The sequence below is a fragment of the Pseudalkalibacillus hwajinpoensis genome (genome assembly GCF_039851965.1).
GTDB lineage: Bacteria > Bacillota > Bacilli > Bacillales > Guptibacillaceae > Guptibacillus > Guptibacillus hwajinpoensis_E.
In genome coordinates, this window is record NZ_CP156674.1 from 2648652 (window position 1) to 2673460 (window position 24809).

At 42.6% G+C, this 24809-nt stretch carries 24 protein-coding genes; 19 read left to right on the forward strand and 5 right to left on the reverse strand.

The window, feature by feature from the left end:
* Nucleotides 1-215: 215 nt before the first annotated feature.
* From ABFG93_RS13800 to ABFG93_RS13855, 12 genes are all read left to right on the forward strand, one after another.
* Entirely contained in the window at nt 216-500 is a 285-nt protein-coding gene (locus ABFG93_RS13800) for a YhdT family protein (protein WP_347548603.1), read from the forward strand.
* Nucleotides 497-1963, forward strand: a complete 1467-nt coding sequence (gene panF, locus ABFG93_RS13805; RefSeq protein ID WP_347548604.1) for a sodium/pantothenate symporter — start codon at nt 497-499, stop codon at nt 1961-1963. Before ABFG93_RS13800 ends, panF begins: the two co-directional genes overlap by 4 nt.
* 12 nt (nt 1964-1975) lie before the next feature.
* Nucleotides 1976-3193 carry a M20 family metallopeptidase gene (locus ABFG93_RS13810; protein ID WP_347548605.1) on the forward strand — a complete coding sequence of 406 codons (1218 nt, stop codon included), beginning with the start codon at nt 1976-1978 and terminating at the stop codon, nt 3191-3193.
* A gap of 9 nt (nt 3194-3202) precedes the next feature.
* Nucleotides 3203-4261 carry a tartrate dehydrogenase gene (locus ABFG93_RS13815; protein WP_347548606.1) on the forward strand — a complete coding sequence of 353 codons (1059 nt, stop codon included), beginning with the start codon at nt 3203-3205 and terminating at the stop codon, nt 4259-4261.
* A gap of 14 nt (nt 4262-4275) precedes the next feature.
* The gene (locus ABFG93_RS13820) at nt 4276-5019 is read left to right on the forward strand and encodes an SDR family NAD(P)-dependent oxidoreductase (RefSeq protein WP_347548607.1); all 744 of its coding nucleotides are present in this window, start codon (nt 4276-4278) and stop codon (nt 5017-5019) included.
* Between the two features lie 24 nt (nt 5020-5043).
* Nucleotides 5044-6489 carry an aldehyde dehydrogenase family protein gene (locus ABFG93_RS13825; RefSeq protein ID WP_347548608.1) on the forward strand — a complete coding sequence of 482 codons (1446 nt, stop codon included), beginning with the start codon at nt 5044-5046 and terminating at the stop codon, nt 6487-6489.
* Nucleotides 6490-6789: 300 nt separating this feature from the next.
* Nucleotides 6790-8163 carry a M28 family peptidase gene (locus tag ABFG93_RS13830; protein ID WP_347548609.1) on the forward strand — a complete coding sequence of 458 codons (1374 nt, stop codon included), beginning with the start codon at nt 6790-6792 and terminating at the stop codon, nt 8161-8163.
* A 201-nt stretch (nt 8164-8364) separates the two neighbouring features.
* Nucleotides 8365-8457 (forward strand): putative holin-like toxin, encoded by a 93-nt coding sequence (locus ABFG93_RS13835; protein WP_242057220.1) that lies wholly within the window; start codon nt 8365-8367, stop codon nt 8455-8457.
* A 378-nt stretch (nt 8458-8835) separates the two neighbouring features.
* Complete coding sequence (locus ABFG93_RS13840) at nt 8836-10080, forward strand: Zn-dependent hydrolase (RefSeq protein WP_347548611.1); 1245 nt, start codon at nt 8836-8838, stop codon at nt 10078-10080.
* 4 nt (nt 10081-10084) lie between these two features.
* Complete coding sequence (locus tag ABFG93_RS13845) at nt 10085-11689, forward strand: amidohydrolase (protein ID WP_347548612.1); 1605 nt, start codon at nt 10085-10087, stop codon at nt 11687-11689.
* Nucleotides 11686-11907: a DUF3311 domain-containing protein gene (locus ABFG93_RS13850; RefSeq protein WP_347548613.1), complete on the forward strand. Its 222-nt coding sequence runs from the start codon at nt 11686-11688 to the stop codon at nt 11905-11907. Before ABFG93_RS13845 ends, ABFG93_RS13850 begins: the two co-directional genes overlap by 4 nt.
* Entirely contained in the window at nt 11907-13373 is a 1467-nt protein-coding gene (locus ABFG93_RS13855; RefSeq protein ID WP_347548614.1) for a sodium:solute symporter family protein, read from the forward strand. Before ABFG93_RS13850 ends, ABFG93_RS13855 begins: the two co-directional genes overlap by 1 nt.
* Before the next feature lie 60 nt (nt 13374-13433).
* Here the strand turns inward: ABFG93_RS13855 and ABFG93_RS13860 are convergent, their stop codons facing one another.
* The gene (locus ABFG93_RS13860; protein WP_347548615.1) at nt 13434-13862 is read right to left on the reverse strand and encodes an acyl-CoA thioesterase; all 429 of its coding nucleotides are present in this window, start codon (nt 13860-13862) and stop codon (nt 13434-13436) included.
* 165 nt (nt 13863-14027) lie between these two features.
* Here ABFG93_RS13860 and ABFG93_RS13865 point away from each other — a divergent pair, with 165 nt between their 5' ends.
* On the forward strand, nt 14028-14990 hold the full coding sequence (locus tag ABFG93_RS13865) for a 2-hydroxyacid dehydrogenase (protein WP_347552846.1): 963 nt from the start codon (nt 14028-14030) through the stop codon (nt 14988-14990).
* A gap of 193 nt (nt 14991-15183) precedes the next feature.
* Nucleotides 15184-15759, forward strand: coding sequence for a transposase (locus ABFG93_RS13870; RefSeq protein WP_347548616.1), 576 nt, complete (start codon nt 15184-15186; stop codon nt 15757-15759).
* A gap of 231 nt (nt 15760-15990) precedes the next feature.
* On the opposite strand, the gene ABFG93_RS13875 is transcribed toward ABFG93_RS13870, so the two are convergent.
* Entirely contained in the window at nt 15991-16467 is a 477-nt protein-coding gene (locus ABFG93_RS13875; protein ID WP_347548617.1) for a hypothetical protein, read from the reverse strand.
* 135 nt (nt 16468-16602) lie between these two features.
* On the opposite strand from ABFG93_RS13875, the gene ABFG93_RS13880 reads away from it, so the two are divergent.
* Both ABFG93_RS13880 and ABFG93_RS13885 read left to right on the forward strand, forming a co-directional pair.
* Nucleotides 16603-17106: an ankyrin repeat domain-containing protein gene (locus tag ABFG93_RS13880; RefSeq protein ID WP_347548618.1), complete on the forward strand. Its 504-nt coding sequence runs from the start codon at nt 16603-16605 to the stop codon at nt 17104-17106.
* A gap of 136 nt (nt 17107-17242) precedes the next feature.
* Nucleotides 17243-17491, forward strand: coding sequence for a hypothetical protein (locus tag ABFG93_RS13885; RefSeq protein ID WP_347548619.1), 249 nt, complete (start codon nt 17243-17245; stop codon nt 17489-17491).
* A gap of 80 nt (nt 17492-17571) precedes the next feature.
* Here ABFG93_RS13885 and ABFG93_RS13890 read toward each other — a convergent pair whose 3' ends face one another.
* Complete coding sequence (locus tag ABFG93_RS13890; protein WP_347548620.1) at nt 17572-18063, reverse strand: GNAT family N-acetyltransferase; 492 nt, start codon at nt 18061-18063, stop codon at nt 17572-17574.
* Between the two features lie 655 nt (nt 18064-18718).
* On the opposite strand from ABFG93_RS13890, the gene ABFG93_RS13895 reads away from it, so the two are divergent.
* Nucleotides 18719-19768 carry an aldose epimerase family protein gene (locus ABFG93_RS13895; RefSeq protein WP_347548621.1) on the forward strand — a complete coding sequence of 350 codons (1050 nt, stop codon included), beginning with the start codon at nt 18719-18721 and terminating at the stop codon, nt 19766-19768.
* A gap of 83 nt (nt 19769-19851) precedes the next feature.
* On the opposite strand, the gene ABFG93_RS13900 is transcribed toward ABFG93_RS13895, so the two are convergent.
* The gene (locus ABFG93_RS13900; protein ID WP_347552847.1) at nt 19852-21033 is read right to left on the reverse strand and encodes an ROK family transcriptional regulator; all 1182 of its coding nucleotides are present in this window, start codon (nt 21031-21033) and stop codon (nt 19852-19854) included.
* A gap of 143 nt (nt 21034-21176) precedes the next feature.
* Nucleotides 21177-22586, reverse strand: coding sequence for a D-xylose transporter XylE (xylE, locus tag ABFG93_RS13905; protein WP_347548622.1), 1410 nt, complete (start codon nt 22584-22586; stop codon nt 21177-21179).
* 320 nt (nt 22587-22906) lie between these two features.
* Between xylE and ABFG93_RS13910 the strand changes: the two genes are divergently transcribed.
* Both ABFG93_RS13910 and yhfZ read left to right on the forward strand, forming a co-directional pair.
* Complete coding sequence (locus ABFG93_RS13910) at nt 22907-23713, forward strand: histidinol-phosphatase (RefSeq protein WP_347548623.1); 807 nt, start codon at nt 22907-22909, stop codon at nt 23711-23713.
* 147 nt (nt 23714-23860) lie between these two features.
* Nucleotides 23861-24793 carry a GntR family transcriptional regulator YhfZ gene (yhfZ, locus tag ABFG93_RS13915; protein WP_347548624.1) on the forward strand — a complete coding sequence of 311 codons (933 nt, stop codon included), beginning with the start codon at nt 23861-23863 and terminating at the stop codon, nt 24791-24793.
* Nucleotides 24794-24809: the final 16 nt, after the last annotated feature.

A 24809-nucleotide genomic window follows, 5' to 3' on the forward strand; every position in this document is an offset into this window, starting at 1 on the left:
GATCGATTAATTTTAACGTGAGGTTAAATGACCAGTTGGTATGTTTTCCGGGATGTCCAATGATCTTCTATTGAAGGGATGTTATTGTTTAATTAATCAATTAATTCAAATATATCTGAAAAAGATGAAGAATGGAAGGGTAGGTCATTTTTGTTGTGGAGGGAGAGGGTCAGCTGTTTATAATGGAAGGATGTCAAATAAAAAGGGGGAAAAGCATGAAGCAGAATGATAAAGTTTTTGAAGATGATCCGCGGTATCGGGTAGCGAATAAGGAAGCTTTAATTGGTGTCGGCCTGGTAATATTAAATTTTATTCTATGGTACGGATTTGCATATGGGCTCGGTTCGAAGCCTGTGGCTGAGTATAGTTATATCTGGGGGCTACCGGCGTGGTTTTTCTATAGCTGTATTCTTACCACAGCCATTATATTGGTCCTCGTAATTCTAGCAGTTGTATTTTTGTTTAAGGAAGTTCCTTTTGATGAGGAGGATGAGCAATGAACTGGCAAGTGGTGCTACCGCTGCTCATTTTCCTTGTAGTCATTTTCTTAATTGGGTTTTATGCCTCTACTTACTTGAAATCAACATCGAACTTCCTACAAGAATACTTCCTTGGAAGCCGTCAGCTTGGTGGATTTATTCTGGCAATGACGATGATTGCTACATATGGAAGTGCCAGTAGTTTTATTGGTGGCCCAGGCGTTGCTTATACGATGGGGCTTGGCTGGGTTTTGCTCTCGATGACACAGCTTGCAACGGGTTATTTCGTTCTATCAGTTCTGGGGAAGAAATTTGCGATCATGGCGCGGAAAATTCGTGCTGTTACGCTGATTGATTTCTTGAAGGAACGTTATCAGAGTAAGTGGGTTGTTATTCTATCGGCGATAAGCATTATTATTTTCCTGTTTTCAGCGATGGCTGCTCAGTGGGTTGGTGGAGCAAGGCTAATTGAATCGCTCACAGGTCTTTCGTACACAGGTGCGTTGTTTATTTTTGCAGTTTCTGTGCTAGTTTACGTTATCATTGGTGGCTTTCGTGCGGTGGCCATTACGGATACGGTTCAGGGAATTGTTATGTTCTTCGGCACGCTCATTATCTTGATCGGTACTGTCATTGCAGGCGGGGGAATGGGAAACATTGTGTCTGAGCTTGCTGCGGAAAATCCAGATTTAATCTCTCCGTTTGGTTCTGATCGCTCACTGACACCTCTTTATGTATCCTCGTTCTGGATTCTTGTAGGTGTTGGAGTCGTAGGTCTTCCACAGGTTGCTGTTAGAGCGATGTCTTACAAAAGCTCTAAAGGTATGCACAGAGCGCTAATTATCGGTACGGTCGTCGTCGGATTTATTATGCTTGGTATGCATTTAACGGGTGTATTCGCTCGAGCAGTTTTGCCGGGTATTGAAGTGGGTGACACCGTCATGCCACGAATTGCAATGGAAGTATTGCCGGCCTGGCTAGCGGGAATCGTCCTTGCGGCGCCGATGGCCGCGATTATGTCGACGGTTGATTCACTTTTACTTCTGGTCAGTTCAGCGGTTGTAAAAGATGTTTATTTAAATTATGTGAAACCAGATGCAAATGATCAAACAATTAAGCGCTTGAGTATCGGTGTGACAACAGTTATCGGGATTCTTGTCTTCGCAATGGCGATTAATCCTCCAGATTTGCTCATCTGGCTCAATCTGTTCTCCTTCGGTGGATTGGAAGCAGCGTTCATTTGGCCGGTTGTCATGGGGCTCTATTGGAAAAGAGGAAATGCAAGCGGCGCTATGGCATCAATTCTAACCGGAGTTGGAAGCTACATTCTATTTAATACATTTATGCCGAATGCATTTGGCATGCATACGGTCGTCCTGCCAGTCCTGGTGTCGTTTGTTGCTTATGTTGGTGTGAGTTTGCTTTCAAGCAGACAGCATGCTGTTGTTCAGGAGAAAGTAATCACGAAACTTTGGAGTGCATAAGGAGTGAGACGGATGATTTTAGTCGATCAGAAACAGCGTGTTCTGCGTGATAGTAAAGAGGTTGTTGCGCTAACTCAAGAGCTTGTTCGAATCCCGAGTGTGTATCGACCTGACACGAAGGATGGAAACGAACAGCGTGTGGCAGAATATGTCGCTGATTATATGAAGCAAATGGGTCTTGAAGTGCATATAGAGGAAGTTGAACCAGGTCGTCCGAATGTAATTGGCATTCTCGACACGGGGCGCCCTGGGAAAACATTGTTATTTGAAGGGCATACGGATGTCGTGACGGAGGGCGATCGTTCACTCTGGACATATGATCCATTCGGAGCAGAGATTGTTGATGGTCGAATGTTTGGAAGAGGAACGAATGATACAAAGGGAAATCTGGCCTGCGCGATTACAGCGATTCATTCGCTCATACAGGATCGTGAAACGTTTGGTGGCAAAATCATCATGTGTGTGCCATGTGATGAAGAAGGCATGATGATCGGGATTAAACATTTTATAGAACGGGGTTGGGCAAAAGATGTGGATGGCGCAATCATTTGTGAACCCGAAGAAAATCAGATCTGTGTGTCACAAAAAGGTGCAATGAGAATAAAGGTTCAGGCTTACGGTAAACAGGCACATGGTGCAATGCCACTTAGCGGAGTGAACCCTAATACACGAATGGCAAAAATTATTGTGGAACTTGATGCGCTTGAACAGCTCGAGAAGGAGCGTGTAGGCAAGCATGATGAACTTGGGTGGCCAAGTATAACCCCGACAATTCTAATGGCTCCAACTGCAGGGGAGCCACAGATCAATGTAGTACCTGATCAATGTATGACAACGCTCGATATTCGGACGGTTCCAGGTCAGGATCATGAGGTTCTGAAACAGGAAATACAAGCTATTCTTAATCGATTGGCAGAGAAAGATCCAGATTTCAAAGCAGATTTTGAAGTCATTGAGGATCGACCTTGGACAAGCACGGATCGAGATGAACCAGTCGTAAAAGCTGTCGCAACTGCGTATGAGAATGTAACCGGAAAGAAGCCAGTCTACAACGGAGTACCGGGAGCGACGGATGGAACATTTTTACACCTAGCTGGCGTTCCTATTATAACCACGGGTGCAGGAGATCGAGAGGTTCCGCACCAAACTGATGAGTACGTTGATATTGCAGATCTTGTGGAAACAACGCAGTTGTATCGTGAAGCTGCGCTAGAATTCTTGAGGAAGTAGGGAAGCCTGATGAAACTAGCGATCATTTCAGGAGACGGAATTGGACCGGAAGTAATGAATGAAGCGGTAAAAGTATTGAATACTCTCTCGCACCTTGATTCAAGCTTTTCCCTTCAATTCGAGGAGCTTCCGTGGAGCAGTAATTATTACATGGAAGTAGGAAGAATGATGCCTGAGGATGCGCTCGATCAACTTAAAGCGTTTGATGCCATTTTATTCGGCGCAATTGGTGATGCACGTGTTCCGGATGACATCACGATCTGGGATTTGATCATGCCGATTCGTAAAGAATTCCAGCAGTATGTAAATGTGCGGCCAGTTAAGCAGCTAAAAGGGGTGAAAGCGCCTCTTATCACGAAGTCACCAATCGATTTCGTTGTTTTTCGTGAAAATGCTGAGGGTGAATACTCCAATATGGGGGGACGGATGTATCACGGGACAAATCAAGAAATGGCAGTTCAAACAACAGTGATGACGAAGGAGGGCATACGCCGCCTCGCGGAATATGGTTTTCAATATGCAAAGAATCACGGTAAGAAAAAGGTGACGAGCGCTACGAAGTCGAATGCGATCATCCACACGATGAAGCTCTGGGACGATGTTGTGAGTGAAGTCCATCAGAGGCATTCTGGCATTGCTCTTGAAAGCATGTATATTGACGCGCTTGCCGCTTATTTCATCAACCGCCCTGAATCGTTCGAAGTGGTGATTGCATCCAATTTATTTGGAGATATTCTAACAGATCTTGGAGCTGGAATTGTTGGCGGTCTCGGGCTTTCACCATCAGCGAATCTAAATCCTGAAGGTGCGTTTCCATCAATGTTCGAGCCGATTCACGGCTCTGCGCCAGATATTTCAGGAAAAGGGATTGCGAACCCGATTGCTCAAATTTGGTCTGCAGCACTATTACTTGAGCATAACGGGCGACCTGATTTAGGCGAAATCATTTTGCAATCCATTGAAAAAGTACTTGTAGAGGCAGAGTTTCTGACCCCAGATCTGGGTGGAAAATCGCAAACAGCTGTACTCGGTGATGCGATTATTCGAGCGATTCATGAACAGGCATAAGGGAGGTTGAGAGAATGCGGTTGAAAGAGAAAACTGTGGTCGTAACGGGTGCTGCTGGTGGAATGGGAAGTGCTACGGTGCGAAGGCTTTTAGAAGAAGGTGCTAATGTCCTCGCGACGGATCTTCACGACAACATGTACAAAGATGGGGCTATGGAAGGATCTCTTCATCTTGTTGAAGCAGACCTGACGGATGAGAATCAGGTGAAAGAAGTGGTGGATGCTGCGATTGAAGTGTTCGGTGGAATCGATTGTCTTGTGAACGTCGCTGGTATGGCGCAGCCTGCGAGACCTGTTGAAGACATTCCGACGTCATTCTGGGAGAAGATCATGACGGTGAATACAACATCTGTGTTTTATACATGTCGCGAAGTAGCACCTCTTATGAAGAAACAGGGAAGCGGTGTGATCATCAATGTAGCTTCGATTGCTGCAGAACGTGCTCGTCCTGGATTAAGTGCTTATATTGCGTCAAAAGGAGCGGTAGTTTCTTTTACAAAAGCGCTCGCCATTGAGCTCGCTTGTGATGGGATTCGTGTAAATGCGATTAATCCAGGTCCATCTGATACGGGCATGCTGGGGGAATTTACAGGTGCGGTTGTAGATGCTTCTAAGCGGGATGAGTTCAAGGAATCGGTGCCGCTAGGAGAACTTGTTGAACCGATCGATATAGCGAATGCCGTCGTTTTTCTTTGTTCAGATGAATCTAGGATGACAACAGGTGCTGTTTTTAATATTGATGGAGGGCGCGGGCTTTAAGAAGGTTGGAAAGGCGGGGAGTAAGTGAAGATACTTCGAAACTATGTGAATGGAAAATGGATAGATGCGTCAGGTGGAGAACGGATTAACGTGTACTCTCCTTCAAGCGGAGAGCGAATCGCTTTTTCCCCGAGGAGTCATGATGAAGATGTAGACCTGGCTGTAAATGCCGCTTCAGAAGCTTTCGAGGGGAAAGAATGGCAGGCGTTTAAGCCACATGAACGTGGTGCATTATTGTTTGAAATGGCTGGTATAATTCGTGCTTCAGCAGATGAACTCGCAAACCTTGAAACGCTTGATACGGGGAAGCCCATTTCACAGGCGCGTTCTGATGTGGAAGCGGCTGCTCGCTACTTTGAGTATTATGCAGGTGCGGCGGATAAAGTTTTGGGTGAAACGATTCCAGTGGAGCCGGGAATTCTTGACTATACGATGCGTGAGCCAGTTGGTGTAACAGCGCACATTATTCCATGGAATTATCCAATTCAAGTGGCGTCGCGGAGCTGTGCAGCAGCGATTGCAACTGGGAATACGGTTGTCATGAAGCCTGCGGAGAACACTCCGCTGACAGCGGTGAAGCTTGCTGAGATGTTCGAGCAGACGTCCCTACCTCCCGGTGTGTTTAACCTTGTTATGGGATATGGGGCAGAGGCTGGAGCTGCTTTATCAGCGCATCCAACTGTTAACCATATCACGTTTACAGGGTCGGTTGAGACGGGTTCTGCAGTTATGATGGCAGCTGCTCGTAATATCGTCCCGGTCACGCTAGAGCTTGGTGGTAAATCTCCTAATCTCGTCTTTGCTGATTGTGATCAAGAGCTTGCAGCAGATTGGGTCGTAAAATCGATCCTGCAAAATGCGGGACAGACATGTTCAGCTGGTTCTAGATTGCTGGTGGAAGCCTCAGTGAAGGATGTTTTCTTGAAGAAGGTGCTTAAACGAATGGAAAAGGCTGTCATTGGACCAGGGGAGAGGGACCCTGACATTGGTCCAATCCTTAACGGAAAACAGTTTGAACGGATAGAAGAGTTTATGAAAGCGGTACATGACGAGGGTGGATCGTTTCTATTAGGAGGAGCTCGTAAGCCTGTTGAAGGATATGAAGGTGGCTACTATTTTCAGCCGACAGTCATTGATGGATTGGGTCCTGCGAGTAAAGTAGCGAGGGAAGAAGTGTTTGGACCTGTGCTTTCTGTTTTCTCGTTCGAAACAGAAGAAGAAGCCATTCGAATGGCGAACAGTACTGAGTATGGACTTGTTACTGGAATCTGGACTAAGGATATTGCGAGAGCTCATAAGGTCGCAGAAAAGGTAAAGGCCGGGCAAATCTTTATTAATAATTACGGAGCGGGCGGTGGCATACAGATGCCATTCGGTGGATATAAAAAGAGCGGATTTGGTAGGGAAAAGGGGCTAGAAGCGCTCCGAAATTATACGCAGTTAAAGAATGTTGCAGTAAGGGTTTATTAGGACCTGCTTATTAGTGCCTGTCACTACCCGTCACTACCCGATTTGTGTAAGTATTTATCGATATTTGTAAGTGGGATGTTGGAGAGTATTTTAACTTTTTAAAGTTCCTAAATATGCATCATTTTCTCTACACAAACTATTATGATTCGACCAAATCGGTGTTCATTAGCTCATTTTCGAATAGGTGAAAAGTCCGGTTTATGGAGTGGCATCACGCAAAGGGGCGAAGCGTTCAATTTACTAAACATTCCAAAAGTGGAATAATCATACTGATGATAGATCTATTAAGGAGGAATTTGATTGTATAAGAAACCGCTTACTTATGCACTGGCAACAGGACTGGTTCTTAGTCCGATGTCGCTCCCAGTTGATGCAGCAAAACCTGCTCCTAATGAACAAGCTGACCATGCGTTTGATAACAAAGTAATTAAGAAAATAAGTGCTGACAACATGTATAACACTATTGCCCTTTTATCGAAACAACCTCGTGCAGCAGGAACGGAAGGTGAGTATAAAGCCGTCCAATACATAAAAAGTGAGTTTGAGCGTTATGGCTATGAGACGGAATTACAGCCGTTCACCATTCAAGAGTGGGATGGTGGTTCGGCAGCAGTTTCCTTTAATGGGGATGCATTCACGGGTGATGTTCATACGTTCAATGGATCGATCAACGGTAGTGCAACGGGTTCACTCGTTTATGTGGGTCTTGCTTCTGCTGATGAAGTTGGTGATGAAGTCGCAGGTAAGATTGCATTAATCGAACGTGGTTCTTTCAGTTTTTATGAGAAGATCCAGAACGTCTATGATAAAGGTGCTATTGGTGTCATCATGTTTAACGGTGAAGGACAATCTGGAAATGCTTTTGGCTACGCTTATGAGGGGCAGGACATTCCGACCGTGGCTATTACAAGGGAAGCAGGACTCAGTCTAGTGGAGCAGCTTACAAATGGAAGTGTTCAAGCAAGTGTGAACGTAGAAAATGCCGGACCGATTGATAAAACTTCTTATAACGTGATTGCGAAGAAAGAACCGCATCCGAATAAAGATAACGGTCAAATTATCACTGTTGGTGCGCATCATGATTCAGTTCCAAATGGACCTGGGGCAAACGATGATGCATCAGGAGTTGCTGCGACGCTTGAATTAGCAAGGATTATGGCGAAAACACCGACGGATACTGAGCTTCGATTTGTAACATTTGGTGCGGAGGAGAAGGGATTAGTCGGTTCCTATCATTATGCTGATACTTTAACAGATGAAGAAGTCGAGAACATGGTTGCTCATTTTCAAATGGATATGGTAGGAAGTCGTGATGCAGGAGAGTTGATTATGTTTACCCCTGATGGAAATAAAAACCTCGTAACTGACCTTGGTGCTTCAGCAGGAGCAAGAATTTCAGGTGCCGTCGATTATGGCGAGCTCGGGCGAAGTGATCATGTTCCTTTCTTTCTAAAGGGAATCCCAGCTGCTCTGTTCATCCATGCACCTCTAGAACCGTGGTACCATTCTCCAGAAGATACTCTTGATAAAATAAGCAAAGAGAAACTCCAGAATGTAGCGGAGATTGTAGGGTCAGCTGTTTACCAGGTTGCAAGACCCGATACACCTGCTCTAGAGAATGCGCGGGTTGCGCCGAATCCAGCAGACTATGATTTTGATGATCGTCCGTTGTAATAGAAAAGGGCTTAATGAGATGGCAAGAACCTTCTCATTAAGCCCTTTTTTGTGATGTGAAATGGTTGTTGGAGGTTTTGAGACCAACATAGGTAAATGGTCTATCCAATCAAGCTAGAAGTCTGTGTTAAGATGATAGGTATCAGCTGCAATGCAGGGTGGGCGGCGGTACCCCGTTGATGAAAGGGGGTGCTGCCTATAATGATGAGCACATATGAGGCGCTTGTTTTGATGATTAGCTTTGCTTCTCTCGTGGTCACAATTATTACTGTTTCTAGTAATAAAAAGAAGTAACCCACCCTGCCCCGGCCAAGGTTTAAGGTGAGTTACTTTTTTGCCTTCTGAGCCGCCGCTCTTCATGCGGAGCAGCTGTAAGGACGCTGGGTTACACCAGCGTTCTTTTTTAATTTATGTGATCTAATTTTATTATATGCAATTAGCCTGGTGGTGGCAAGGGGGAGAGCAGCAGGCAGAAGTGCCTGTGCCGGAAGTGCCTGTCACCACCCGCTTTTTCGGTTATTTTGTCGAATGAATTTCATCCTCAATGGGACATGTTGCAAGGTAAATAGACGAAATATATATAATAATCAGTCAATACGCTACGTTGTGTACAATGCTGTGTTGGGCTTGCTTTGCTATAGTGAATAAAAACAATGAAAAGGGTGAAGGTGGATGGGGATTAATCGAAGTCGTTTACAGGGACACCTTGAGGAATTGGCAAAGATCGGGAAGATTGGCGAAACAGGTGTATGTCGCCTTGCTCATTCGAAGGAAGATCGAGAAGCGGTGGAGGTCGTAAAGGGCTGGATGGAAGAGGCAGGTCTTCAAGCTAGAATTGATGGCTTCGGCAATTTAATTGGAAGAATAGAAGGCAGCGAGAAGGAAAAGCCGATCCTGGTGCTCGGCTCCCATATCGATTCCCAGCCTTACGGAGGTCGATTCGATGGAACTGCAGGGGCGCTTGGCGCGATTGAAGTTGTACATAGTATGAAGGATAACGGGATGACACCAAAGCGGACGATCGAAGTTATTTGTTTCTCAGATGAAGAGGGATCGCGTTTTAATAAAGGTGTATTTGGTGTTCGGGCGCTTGCTGGGTTGCTTGAAGAAGGTGAGCTTGAACGTAAGGATAAAAGTGGTATGACACGGAAAGAAGCGCTGAAAGAATTCGGTGTTGAGCCTGATCTTTCGAAAAGTCCTGTCTATCAGAAAGGTGATATTGAAGCGTTCCTTGAGCTCCATATTGAGCAGGGGCCAGTGCTTGAATCACAGAATAAACCAGTCGGGATCGTTTCTGGTATTTCTGGTCCGATCTGGTTGACGGTCACTCTGGAAGGTTTTGCAGGGCATGCTGGTTCTGTTCCAATGCCTCTCCGAAAGGATGCCATGGTTGGAGCGAGTGAAATCATTACTAAATTTGATCAGCTTGTTAAAGAGGAAGGGAAGGAAACAACGGTAGGCACAGTCGGAAGTGTGCAGGTTTTCCCGAACTCAAGAAACATCATTCCAGAGAAAGTTGAATTTACAGTGGATCTGCGTGACATCGATCTTGAGCATCGGACGAATTTAGAGAAAAAACTCTATACGATCATTGAAGAGACATGCTCCAGGCATAGTCTGGCTCATACAATTAGTGAGGATACGAGAAGTGAGCCAAGGTACTGCGCGGACTGGATTAAAGACATTATGAAGTCAGAAGATGAAGCACTGGGATTTGAGTCTCCTGTTTTAATGAGCGGCCCCTTTCATGATGCGCTCTTTATGTCATACATCAGTGATTATGGGATGATCTTCGTTCGCTGTGAGAAAGGCATCAGTCATAATCCCCTAGAATTTGCGGAGATGGATGATATTGAGAAGGGAGTTAACTTGCTTTATCAGACAGCTGTGAGGATTTCGGAGAATGAAAAGGAGTGATTCTTTGCAGGTTGAGACAGTGTTTGTGAATGGAGAAGTGGTAACGGTTGATCCTGGTTTTTCAATCAAGGAAGCAGTGGCGATTAGTGGAGACAGAATCCTATTTACAGGATCCACGGAAGAGGTAATGTCCTTAGCAAATGAAGAGACACGGAAGGTCGATTTGAAGGGAAGAAGCTTGCTCCCGGGGTTTATCGATTCACATGCCCATCTCGAACTATATGGAACGAATAAACTGGGTGTTAATTGTAAAGACGTTACTGGCATTGAGGATATTCTAACCAGGTTGAAGGATAGAGCAAGCGGAACAACTCAAGGAGAGTGGATCCGCGGCTGGGGGTACAATCAAAATTATCTCGGTCGCCATCTGACGAAGTGGGATCTTGATGCGGTTTCGACTGAGCATCCAATTATCGTTGTACGTACGTGTGGTCATATCTCATGCGTTAATAGTAAAGCGCTTGAGCTTGCAGGACTTTCAGATGAAACCACTGACCCAGAAGGCGGTAAATATGTACGAAAAAATGGAAAGTTGACGGGACTGCTTCTGGAGTCTGCGCATATGAATCTATTTTTGCACGCGATGCATTCGGAAGAGCAAATTCAGGATGGCCTCACACTTGCTTCAGAAGACTTTTTAAAAATGGGGATTACGAGTGTCCATGATGCAGGCGGATATGGGCCTTCACATATTGGAGCTCTCCAGAAAGCTGTAAAGTCAAAGAGGATAAGGCAAAGGATTTATGCCCTTTATGGCTCTCTCCATCAGTCAGGCGAGATGGTGAGTAAGGGACTCGAGAGCGGAATCATGACAGGACTTGGTAATGAGTGGTTCCGGATTGGTCCTGCTAAAGTATTTATTGACGGAAGCAGCAGTGGTCCAACAGCAAAAACACGTGAACCTTATACAAGTGACCCGGAGGATTCTGGCATACTTTATGTAAATCAGGATGAACTAAATCAATATCTTCAACCAGCTCAGCAACAGGGGTGGCAAATAACAGCACATGCGATTGGGGACAGGGCAGTTGAAATGATGATTGAAACAATCCAAACGGGGCAAGAAAGTGAGTCTTCAACGGATCATCGTCATCGAATTGAGCACGCTGCAATGACGCCTGAGGACCTTTTAGTCAGGATCGAAAAATCAGGTATTGTGCCGATACCGAATCCTGCTTTTATCTACGAGTTTGGTGATGGCTATGTGTCTGATTATGGTGAAAGAACCCAGATCATGTTCCCATTAAAAAGTTTCGTTGAAAATGATATTCCTTTTGCGATTGGTTCTGATAGTCCAATAACTGATGTGAATCCGCTTCTTGGCATTTATGCTGCTATCACACGTAGAAGTAAAACCGGAGAAGTCATTGGTGAAGGTCAGGAAATTCTCATTCAGGATGCAATTAAAGCTTATACGTTGTCAGGTGCATATGCCAGTTTTGAAGAACAGGAAAAAGGCAGCATTGAGAAGGGAAAGTTAGCTGACCTTGTAGTGTTGAATGAGTCAATTCTAAATTGTGATCCAGAACGATTGAAAGATATCACTGTCGATCTAACAGTCATTAGCGGAGACATTGTATATACAAGTCAGAAGGAGGGCGTTACGTGAGTAAAAAGAAATTTACTAGAATCTATTGCATCTCCCTAATCATACCGATGCTTTTACTAGTTTTTCCGCTATTTTCAATAGGTAATCGAAGTACGCCGTTCGTCATGGGACTTCCTTTTTCCGTGTTCTGGGTGATCGGGTGGATCATTGTCACTTTTTTAATCGTATTGATTTTATATCGATTAGACCCGGATAAAGACGAAGAGGAGGTGAACTAATGGCTGATTGGCAAATAGCGATGATCATCATGATCGGATATCTTGTCATTGCCCTGGTTATCGGGGTTCTAGCTGGACGAAATCAGGATAAAAGCTCACTCGATGAGTTCGCGGTGGCAGGTGGAAAGTTAGGACTTTTTGTGATGTGGTTCTTGATGGGCGGCGCCGTGTTCAGTGCATTCTCGTTCCTTGGAGCACCAGGCTGGGCATATTCCAAAGGTGCACCGGCTCTTTATATTCTTACATACACCGCGTTTGCCATTCTACCGTGGTACATTATTGGGCCGAAGATCGGTAAAATTGGCCGAAAATATAATATTTATACCGTATCTGGCTTCTTGAAAAAAAGGTATAACAGTCGAGTTCTGCCAATCTTAATAGGACTGATTGCCGTTCTCGCTTCCATTCAATATCTTGCAACGCAAATGAAAGGTATGGCTTATATCTTCAATATAATGACGGAAGGGCGAATCCCTTTTTGGCTTGGAGCTCTAGTATCCTACGGGATTGTCGTTGTCTACGTTGCAACTGGAGGATTGCGAGCAGCAGCGTGGTCTGACGTATTCCAGGGTTTACTTATGATTATTATCTCCTGGGTTGTCGGCCTTGCGATTGTCAATCAGCTTCATAGCAGTGTTTCTGGAATGTTCACTGAGCTTGTTGAAGCAAAACCTGGATTTCTTGAGATTGGTAATCTGGGATCGACAATGTCACCGACAGCATATACAACAACCATTCTCGTATCGGTGATTGGCTTTCTCATGTGGCCACATCTTTTCTCGAAATCATATGCGTCGAATGCGAGGGCAATCAAGAAAACAGTCCTTGTTTATCCTGTATTTGCGCTGTTTTTAATTCCTCTTCTATTTGTAGGATTTGCGGCAGCTAACGTGGTAGACTCCTCAGTCATCGGCTCACCTGATGAAATTCTTCCTTATTTAATAACAGCAGTACTGAGTTTACCAGGCTGGGTTTATGGTCTTGTTGGAGCTGGAGCACTTGCTGCTGCGATGTCATCTGCAGATGCAATTACACATAGTGCATCTCTCGAGTTTACGGATGGGGTTATCCGTAACGTGAAAACCGATTTATCGAATAAAATAACGCTGGTTTTGATGCGGATTGGCGTTTTTGTAATCGGAGGTCTTGCCTATTTTATTACCGTATTTGGAGGGCAGGGGCTCATTGCACTTTTACTTGGTGCGTATGGTTCCATCGTTCAGTTTGCTCCGGGAGTATATGGAGCCCTTTACTCAAAACGAATCACTGGACCTGCAGTGATTGTTGGGTTAATCATTGGAACATTTATCAACTACTATTTCCAGCTAGTAGCATCGAGTACTCCGTTTGATATTCATGCTGGAATTCTTGGGTTACTGTGTAATATCGTCATTGTTATTGTGATTTCAGCGCTGACCCAGTCTAAAAGTATGCAAATGGCAGAAGAGTATAAGAGTATTGGATGAGTGAAGGGGAGCCTATTCAAGGCATCCCCTCTATTTCGTGGAAGTTAATTAAACGTTTAATTAAATTGTAAGATCTTCAAAAATAGCAAGTTTTTGCTTAATCTCTTGGGGGATTGGCTGAGAATTTCCCGTTCGTGGATCGTAATTCACTTGCACAACTTCTGCCTCAACAAGAATTTCTCCTCCTCTCGTAATCGTATGTTCGAGTTGGAAACTCGAGTTTCCAACTTTTTTCACACGACAATAAACTTGAACAATGTCATCCAATTTTGCAGGTTGGACGAATTCAATTGTGATTTTTTTTAAGACAGGGTCAAATGCGCGTTTCTCTGCTAGCTCACCCATTTGGTCTCCTATGATTTCTCGAAAATATTCTGTTGTGGCAATATCTAGATAAGTGGAGTAGTGCGAGTTGAAGACGATTTTCTGTCCATCAATTTCAGAATACCGGACGCGAATCGGGTGGAAAAATCGATAGTCTCGAAGCATCGTTTGTCACCTCTATGATCATTTTCTTCATATTAACACAACTTTCAGTTAAAAGTTCCGGGATTGTTCGAAATTTCCCGGGTAATGTCTAAACTGGTAGAGGAATAGAATAATGAATCGTGAAAAGTGTAGAGAGCGCAATTTTACATGAGGAGTTGAATGAAATTGAAACCAAAAGTCTATATCACACGAAAATTACCAGGTGCAATTATCCAACAAATTCAAGAGAAATGTGATGTTCGAATGTGGGAGGAGGAAGAGGTACCGGTTCCGAGAGAAGTCCTGGAGGAGGAAATAAAAAAGGTCGAGGGGTTACTATGCTTGTTGACAGAGCAAATTGATCGCTCATTGCTAGAGCAGGCTGATAATCTGCGGGTGGTGGCGAATATGGCTGTTGGTTATAACAATATTGAGATTGATGAAGCGAAAGAAAGAGGGATCATTGTTACTAATACGCCAGGCGTTCTTACGGAAACAACGGCTGACCTCACTTTTTCATTATTAATGGCCACCGCTCGTCGTATCCCGGAGGCTTCTGATTATTTGAGGAACGGAAAATGGGAAACATGGTCACCGATGCAGCTGACAGGTCAGGATATACATGGTGCCACGCTCGGGGTCATCGGCTTAGGAAGAATTGGTGAAGCTGTTGCGAAAAGAGCGAAAGGGTTTGATATGAAGGTGCTGTACCATAATCGCAGCAGAAGTCAGGATGCCGAAAAAGAATTAGAGATTAAATATGTAGAGCTTGAGGAGCTTTTAAAGGAGTCAGATTTTGTATGTGTTTTAACGCCTTTTACTCCCGAAACAGAAAATATGATTGGTCATGAACAGCTGGCATTGATGAAGAAAAGCGCGATTCTGATTAATACGGCGAGAGGAGGCATTGTGAACGAGGATGCGTTGTATGAGGCACTATCTAATGGGGAGATCTGGGCAGCTGGCTTGGATGTTTTCAAGGAAGAACCTGTTTCCCTCGACCATCCACTATTAACTCTCCCGAATCTTGTAACCCTGCCACACATCGGTAGCGCTAGTATTGCGACAAGAATGAAAATGGCTGATCTCGCTGCAACGAATTTATTGAAAGTGTTGGAAGGAGAAGATGCTCCTAATAACGTGACATAAAGCGGGCGGTACAGGCACCATCCGCTTTATGTTGGAATAGGTAGATAAGTGTCGAGAGGATGTTATTGACGGTATGGAATTGAAGAATTATGCTTTAAGAACCGAAGGAAGGAGTAGAGAAATAGATGGTAAATATATACTTTAATGTCACTACTTTATTACACCAAAGATCTAGCGCGCATCGATGGATGGAGTGGTAAGAAAATCGCGCGTTTGGCTCCCGAATCACTTTTATCACATTGTTAGTTGTGGCAACCGGAAAGATGTCTTGTTCCAAGACGACCAGGACTATCGAACTTTCCTTTACATTCTTCAGAAAGTCTTCGAAACACATCCGTTTGAAATAGCCTCTTACTGTTTGATGAACAACCACTTTCACCTTCAGCTACGCTCGAAAGAGCACCCCATTTCGAAAATCATGTCTCTCATAAATAAACGCTATGCAGACTACTTCAATGGTCGCTACGATTTATCAGGTCACGTTTTTGAAAAACGTTATTTTGATGAGCCTCTCAATACCCCTGCAAATATGCTTGAAGTTAGCCGTTACATTCACCTCAATCCAGTAAAAGCAGCACTCGTAATGAGTCCAGAGGATTACCTGTGGTCCAGTTATCGGTTCTATTTTTCAAGAGAATCGCTGCTTTTACCATTTATGAATTTATCACCGCTAGTGGAAGGGTATCCGGGTACAGCGATTCAGAAGCGAAGCCATTATTGTAACTTTGTGAATGCGAAGAGAAAGGAGGCAGATCAATTACTGCATTAGAATTATGGTATTTTAAAGTACTATGCTGAATAGGTCTTCAGGTTTGGGAGTGCTTCGCAAGACTGTAAGCAACCAAAGATTTAGAACGTGAATCAACTGAACAAATGAGCTCGAAAGCAAAATAACGGCTAACGGGTAAACCGCACTAAAGTAAAGAAATAAGTGAAGGGAAAGATATGGATCTCGGTGCACCTTTCCCTTAATCAAACGTTTGTTTAACCCTCAAGTTAACTACTTATAGTCCCACAAGACTCTGTATTCCCCATCTTCTTTCGCAACAAAGACTTCCTGCACAAGTGAAAAATTCCCGAACTGATTTTGGAATTTTTGTGTGACCTCCATAACAAAAACTTTCTTTATCATGATGTCGCTTACCCCTGATCTCCAATTTTTCTTTGTTTTAACTTTTCCAACTTCAAATGTATACGACGTCGAACCAATATCCTGTGTGATCAGCTGAGATCGAAGCTGACTATATTGTTCATCAGAAAAGCGATTTTTCATTTCTGTGTGAAAAAGTTCCCACGACTTCTTAAAATCCCCGCTTTGTTCAAGCGAGTAAAATTCGTTTACCGTTGCGGAAGCTTGTGATTTTGGCTGTTGAAGAATCCAGAAAGTCATTGCCCCGCCTAAAAGCAGAAGAATACAACTAATCGTGATCAACTTTGTGCCCCCACCGTGCTGGCGCCGTGTTTTAAAATGCGACAAGGTACCTTCCTCCTTGAAGCTTGACTACTAGAATTGTATGAGTGAGATAAGTTGTCCCATTCAGCTTGGGCTCAATTTCATAAAATGTGTCATTTTCCTGTTTGTTTAGATTCTACAATCTAATGGAGGAGAAAAATGAAAAACAAGCTGTTTTTCTTAGTACCGCTTTTCCTTTTAACGGCTGCCTGTTCTGAAAATCATTCATATGAAAAGAATGCGGATCCAGGAATGGAAGCAAGTGCAGAAGAAGAGGTTGTAGCGTCAAATCTGAGTGATGAAGAATATCTATGGGAATTGTTACATAGGGAGAGCTTAGACGAAGAGACCTTTAAAGAAATAGAGCAATTGTTCACGGATGGTGTAGACGTTGAAACAACAAACAAAGAGGGGCTTACGCCGATTACTTATGCAGTTATGAATGGGAAGAACGAATTGGTGGAATTTCTTCTAAAATCCGGTGCGGTCAGGCCACTTGAAGAAGATCAAGGAGATAACGACTTGCTTCTTGAAATTGCATCGGAGCAAGAGAATTACGAGGTCGTTGATATGCTTTTGAAAATGGGTGCTCATTTTGAGATGGGTAACGAGCAGATGTTAATAAAAGCGGTACAGGAGGAGGAGATAGTAACATCGAAATGATCGCTTCATTGCGATCGATAATAGCAGCGTTTAGAAGCGTTGTCTTTTTACCATCGAACTCGGCTTCGAGAACGCAGGAGCTAATCCTAATTTCGCTGTAGAAGAGGAGCAGAAAAGTGCTCTTGTTGTTGCAGTGATGGAGGAGGATCATTCAATTGATCTTGTCACTCTTTTATTACAAAGAGGGGGAGATCCAAACACTCGATTTAACGATGAGCCACTGGTTTTTGAAGCGATTAGACAAAATGATCCTCTTCTGGTTGAAGCCTTTCTTGTAGCGGGTGTGCACCTATCGGTAGATGAAAAAGAACAGACCTATAAACTTGCAGAAGCAAGAACAGTCAACGCTGGCATATCAAATCTACTTATGCAATACGGGTGGTAATCCTCAATAAATGACCGGCTTTCAATGGAGAAAGCCGGCTTTTTGTGAGTTGATGTTTAATTTGGTATGAGGAACTCCTTTTACCTATTCCCTAATTTAGGAACTGGAGAAAGTTTTCTTACATTGAGGTGAAGATTATTGGAAGTGATTTCTTTCACCTGATCCAATTTCTTTTCAATGATATAGTTTGTTAAGAAACTGCCCTTTGTTTCGAATCCTAACCTTTTAAAGCTTTCAATCCCCTGTTGGTTCTCTTTGTCCACCATTCCATAGACAGTTGTAATTCCCTGTTTCATGACGTAGCTTTCGAAAGCTGGTAACAATTTCCGTGCAATGCCTTTTCCTTGAACACTATGATCGAGAACAACATAATCAACTAGTACCATATGGTTAATTCTCAAACGATAACTAAGGAACCCCGCTATTTTTCCATTTGGTTCACAAACAATAAGGACTTCGTGTGCCTGGTTCAGGATATTCTCAATCTTACTTGAGGGTATTTCAAAATTCTGTGTGCATATAGAAACTAACGTTGAATCGTCCTTTTCCTTAATGCGATTACGAATATACATAAATTATGCTCCTTTATCGATATTATTAAATGATTGCGATTAAATCTAAGTAATGAGCTTATTCCTAGAACTTAATGGTAATCGTTAAAAATGGAGTTAATGCACGGTACAGCATTAACTCCAGTGATTGATTATTTTGCAGCAGCGTCAGTTTTTACTCGTTTCTTAGCTACTTTCTTTCTTTTTTTACTGCAACTGAAAACTTCGTCAATCAAATTATGCAAAAGTGTAATCATGAAATCCTCTCCTAATTATTATTTGAAATGAATTGCTATCATTTCATACGTTATCTTACGTTGGTTTGTCTAAATTGTTTGGACAGGTATTCAGTATCATTAAAATTGTGTAAATTTATCATCGGGTAATGGCACCTATTTTGGGAGGAAGGCAGATTAGGACCATGCTCCACAATAATGAGAGTGAATGAGAGCAATAGTAGATTTGATCGTGTATTTATAAAATAAGCATTCAAGTTAGTTTGTCTCGTGGATAAATTAAGTTGATATTGTTATAATTAAAAGATGAAAGCCTTTACAGGAGATTTTATTAAGATAATTAAGATGAAGGTAAGTGTGGCCTTCCCAATTTTGGTGTAGTGGTGATTTAGGATATGATTCAACATTCATAGAAAACTTAAGGAGAGAGGTTAGAAGAATTGAAAATCTCGAGTAGGAAATTCGGAGAGCTGCAGGGTAATGATGTCTCACTCTATACACTGATCAATGAGAATGGTATGGAGGTAAGTTGTTTAGATTACGGATGTATTATTACTAAAATCCTAACTCCAGATGCTGAAGGCTCAATAGAAAATATTGTGTTAGGATTTGATGAGCTGGAGGATTACCTTAATTATTCTCCCTATTTTGGATCAGTTATTGGACGAGTAGGTGGGAGAATAGCGAAGGGGCAGTTTGAGTTGAATGGAGAAACATATGAACTACCTAAGAATGATGGTGAAAATCATCTGCATGGGGGTCCAAATGGATTTGATAAAGTGATCTGGAGGGCACAGGAGATTGATCGTAAAGATGAAGTTGGACTTGAGTTCTCTTATATAAGTGCAGATGGGGAAGAAGGGTACCCTGGGAAGTTAGATGTCACTGTTACATATCTATTAACCAATGACAACGAACTGGTCATTTCGTATACGGGTGTTTCTGACCGAGATACTTTAGTGAATCTCACCAATCACACCTATTTCAATTTAAGTGGTAACTTGAAGGAAACAATTGTGGATCATGAGTTAGTGATGAAAAGCAATCAATTTCTTGAGCTAAACGAAGAGCTAATTCCAACAGGAAATCAGGTGAATGTGACCGATACTTCCTTTGATTTTAGAAACGGAAGTAGAATTGCAGAAGGGATTAAATCCTCTTATTCTCAGAATGTACTAGTGGGGAATGGGTATGATCACCCATTCATGTTAAATGAAACGAATAATAATGAGATTATTTTAAGCGAACCTATTAGTGGGCGACAACTTATCATCGAGACTACAGAACCATGCGTTGTGCTATATACGGGAAACAATATTCCGGAAAATTTTAATATAAGGGACGTCCCGTCAGAAAAATATTTAGGAATGTGTCTCGAAACACAGGCACCACCAGATGCCATCAATCATGCCGATTTTCCTTCTATTATTCTTGAAAAAGGAAAGCAGTATACTACCAAAACAAGTTATAAATTTGGTGTGATGAAATAAAAGCGTTAAAACGGTAGAAGGCGATTTCTTTCGTTATGTAGCAGCAAACGATAAAACGACGCCCATTGGCGTCGCTTTATCGTTTAGCTAACTAAATCAATTTGCAGAAAGTTTTCAACTGTAAAAGCTACAACACCAAGAGCGGAAGAATGAGTAGAATGCTCTGAGAAATCGATTCGTAAGTCTTTTTGTTGGAAGGGCTGTGTGCGTTTCTTAACATGGGTGTTAACAGGAGTTCCGAGCCATTCTTTAGCGGAAGCTAGACGGTTTCCAATAATCACTTGCTCTGGATTAAATGTATTGATGATGTTGTTAATTCCTATGCCTAAATAAGTTCCAATCTCTTCAAACAATTCGGATGAACAATGATCGGTCCGTGCCATCTTAATCAACTCTTCTAAACAGAGCTCTTTGCCTTTTGGTGGGGTCAATTGAAGTTCATCAGCTCTGTTAAGCAGGGCTTTTTCGGAAGCGTATAGCTCCCAGCATCCTTGATTGCCACAGCGACATTCGGGGCCGTTTGTATTAATCGTCATATGGCCCATTTCACCCGAAAATCCGTCATTCCCCTTGTAGAGCTCCCCATTTAAAATCAACCCAACGCCAATACCTATACCGGCACTAACGTAAACGAGGTTGTCAAATGGCTGACCAGCACCAAACTTCTTTTCACCGTACGCTCCTGAATTCGCTTCATTTTCAATAATGACTGGGATATTAAATTCATTCTCAACGATCGCTTTCAAGTTCACATTTTTCCAGCCAAGGTTTGGTGCCAACAAAATTTCTCCTTCTTTATTAACAATGCCAGGAACACCAATTCCGATTCCAACAACGCCATATCGACATGAAGGCGTATTTGCTGAAAGGCTTTTAATCATCGTTAAGAGCTGATTTTCTATTTTTTTATAGCTTAAATCATTAAAATTTACTTTTTCTTCCTTAACAATATTTCCGTTAAGATCTGTTAAAATGCCGAGCATATAGTTGACACCTAAGTCAATTCCAATGGAAAAGCCAGCAAGTTCATTGAAGAATAGCATGACAGGCCTTCTACCACCGCTTGATTCACCAGGACCTGATTCATAAATTAAATTTTCTGTAAGTAATTCACTGACAAGGGAGGAGACGGTGCTTTTGTTTAAGCCGGTGGTTTTTGCTATATTTGCTCTGGAAATAGGTGTATTTTCTGTGATGATCTGAAGCACAATCGATTTATTTCCTCTTTTAACGACATGTTGGTTCCAGGTATGGTTAAGGGTCATTTTCATTTCGTTCTCCTTTACATTAAATTCCTCCTTTTATTCTAACACAAACTTAGTTTATTCGGTATACAAACAGGTGCGCATTTTGCTACTCCTGGTAGCAGTTAAGAGCTCCTCGCATACTACAAGGAGCTCTTACAACATTATGCCAACTTCTTATCCTGGTTGTCCTTTTTTCTTAAAAGCATTTCTAATTCTTCTAATGATTTACCCTTTGTTTCAGGCACAAACTTCCATACAAAGATGGCAGATAGAATACTCATAATGCCATAAAAAGAGTAGGTAAGACCACCGCTCAATTCCATCATCATCGGATAGGTGGAAGAAATAAAGTAGTTAGCCGCCCACTGTGCCGCAACAGCGATCGCGACGGCTTGTCCCCTAATCTTATTCGGGAAAATTTCAGAAATTAAGACCCAAACGATTGGTCCCCAGGACATCATAAATGATGCCGTATAAATAATGATGAAAACTAATGTGGCGATGCCAATAATTCCAGAGAAAGCCATTCCAGCTACTCCAAACATTCCTATTGTCATACCGATCGATCCTACAATTAGAAGAGGTTTTCTGCCCCATTTATCTACCGTTAAGATCGCGATAATCGTAAAGATGACATTAACAAGGCCCATGATAATCGTCTGGACCATCGATGCATCTCTTGCTGCTCCCATGCTTTCAAAGATTCGTGGCGCATAATAGAGAGCTACATTTATCCCGACAAACTGTTGGAAAATGGATAACAAAATACCTACAAATACAATCGTTTTTCCAAAAGCAAAAAGTCTTGCTTTATTGGTATCAAAAGAGTTCTTAATCTCATATAGCGTGGCCTTTGCCATCGTCTGGTCATGAATCTTTGAAAGGATGGCGAACGCTTCCTCAATTTTATTGATTGAAACTAAATACCTTGGTGTCTTTGGAACAGTAAAGAGTAGTAATAAGAATAAAATAGCCGGTATTGCTTCTGAAGCAAACATATACCGCCATCCTAAATCGTTCATCCACTCCATCGGTTGTCCTTTAGCGATACCCCAGTTGACGAAGTACACCACAAGCATTCCGAAAATGATAGCGAATTGGTTCAGTGATACCAGGGTTCCTCTTATGTTAGAAGGAGCGATTTCCCCGATATACATTGGGGCAACAGCTGAAGCCAAACCAACTCCAATACCACCAATAATCCTATAAAAGTTAAACATAAGTAGCAAAGAATAAGTTGGATCTTCTCCATAACTGAAAAACAAAAATTCAGGATAAGCTGAGCCAAGAGCTGATAACAAAAATAAGATAGCTGCCAGAATAAGGGAGTACTTTCTACCAATTTTCTTCGAGAAGTAACCGGATAACAATCCACCAATAATACAACCAATTAAGGCGCTGGATACAGTGAGTCCGTGAACCAGTGAGCTAAGGTGTAAATGATCAGAAAAGAACGTTTGTAGAGATCCTTCTGCTCCTGAAATCACTGCCGTGTCGTACCCGAATAAAAGACCTCCTAGAGTTGCGACAAGCGTGATTAAAACGATGTAAGCTTTGTTATTTAGTTTCATCTGTTCAACAGAGTAGCGACTGACTACCCTTCCTCCTCTCGATTGTAATCGCTTGCAATAACGATATTTTAACAAACCTTACTTAGTTTGTATAGTGGATAAACGAAGAATGCGCGAATTATTACACATTTTCAAAAATGATTTAGTGATTGAATGGAGGGCAAGAGAGTGCCTGTCACCACCCGGTTTATGTCTGATTCAGTCGAATTTTGGGCTCTGTTGTAAAGTATGTAAATAATCGCTCGGAATTTTATTGAGGCTCGTAAGATGTGGTAGGATAGCGATAATAATACTTACAAGAAAATGGAAGGAGCGATTTTATGAAATTCGATTACCATACGCACCATGAGCGCTGCGGTCATGCAGAAGCAACAATTGAGGATTACATACAGGCAGCAATTAAAAATGATCTGCAGATGATTGGCATCTCAGACCACTCGCCATTCTTTGCAAGCGAGGAAGATCGTGCGATGCCACGCATAGCTATGGCGAAAAGTGAATTCTCGTTATATGTTGAGGAAGTGCTAAAGCTTAAGGAAAAGTATCGCGGGAAAATTGAGGTGTTGCTTGGGGTAGAATCAGACTTTTTCAGAGAGCATTATCCGCTATACAAAAGCATTTACGACCAGTATCCCTTTGACTATATAATCGGATCAGTTCATTTTAGTAATGAAGCAAATATATTTGATAAAAGGCGCTGGGAGAACGTGACTGAAGAAGACGTTCGAAAGCAGAAGGAGCACTATTACAAATTAATTGTAGAATCAGCTGAAAGTGGTGTATTTGATATTCTCGGTCATATTGATGCGATGAAAGGATTTTATCCGGACTTTACAAACGTGCATACACCAGAAGTTGAGAAAGCACTAAAGCGACTTGGTGAAGTAGAAGCAACCATTGAAATTAATACTTCTGGAAAGCATAAAGACTGTGGTGGCTGGTATCCTGCGAATGACATGCTTGAATTGGCCTGCCATTATGGTGTAGGAGTTACGTTTGGATCTGACGCCCACTGGCCATCCCGAGTTGGGGAGGAGTTTGAAGAAGTGAGCGCTAAGTTGAAGGAGATTGGATTTAGGAATTGGACTGTATTTAGAGAGCGGAAGAAGGAGTTTGTTGGGTTGTAGAAATAGAAGGGGGGAGGGGGGTCAGACAGGGGTCTGACCCCCTTCCCTCTCCTTTTTCCTTTTTTTCAGAATATTCATTGAACCGAACGGGAAACTAAGTTATTCTATAATTAGAAAATACGAAATATTGTATATTGAGGTGAGGATATGGAAGGCAAATGGGAGAAATTATACAGCAAGAATGGGCTTGCAGCCAGGAGAATTGCTGCTAAGCTTTTATCGATCGAGCCAGGAAGCCGGATTCCTCGCGTAAGTGATTTTGTTACAGAGACTTCACTTGGAAGGGGGACGATTCAGGCAGCACTTCGTTTACTTGAGGAAATTGAAGCAATTCACCTTGAAGCAAGGGGGCATCTTGGGACTTTCCTGATCAGAACGAATCGGGAGCTTCTCTGGGATATTGCCGGACTTGGCTCTGTTATGGGAGCGATGCCCTTACCGTATTCAAGAAAATATGAGGGGCTTGCTACCGGATTAGTACAGGTGCTAGAGAACATGAAGATTCCTTTCAATCTAGCGTTTATGCGCGGTTCATTGAATCGAATTGAAGCGTTAAAGGCAGGGCGATATGATTTTGTGATTGTATCAAAACTTGCAGCTGAACTTGCTGTTCAAGAGGATGACCGTATCGAAATTGTGAAGACGTTTGGGAACAACTCGTATGTGTCTGGACATGAAGTCTTTTTTGCAGATTCAAAGGTCCAGCATATCCAAAAAGGGATGAGAGTTGGAATTGATTACTCCTCTGCTGATCAGCATCTGTTAACAGAGCATGAAGTGGAAGGTATTGACGTCGAGTTAGTTGAAGTGAACTATATGCAGCTAATGGAAATGCTTAAAAACAATGAAATTGATGCTGCGATTTGGAACAAGGATGAGATGACTTACTCTGATGGGTTGGGGAAAGGATCCTTCCGTTCAGAAAAAGCTCGAGAAATTAGTAGAAAAGTGAATGAGGCTTCTATGTTGCTTCATAAGGACCGTCCGGAACTCCGCGAAGCGTTAATTACTTTGCCTGTGCTTGATGTAAACGATCTTCAAGGGCAAGTTGAAGAAAGTAAGATCTATCCAAGGTATTAATTAGGTTTCCTGCTGG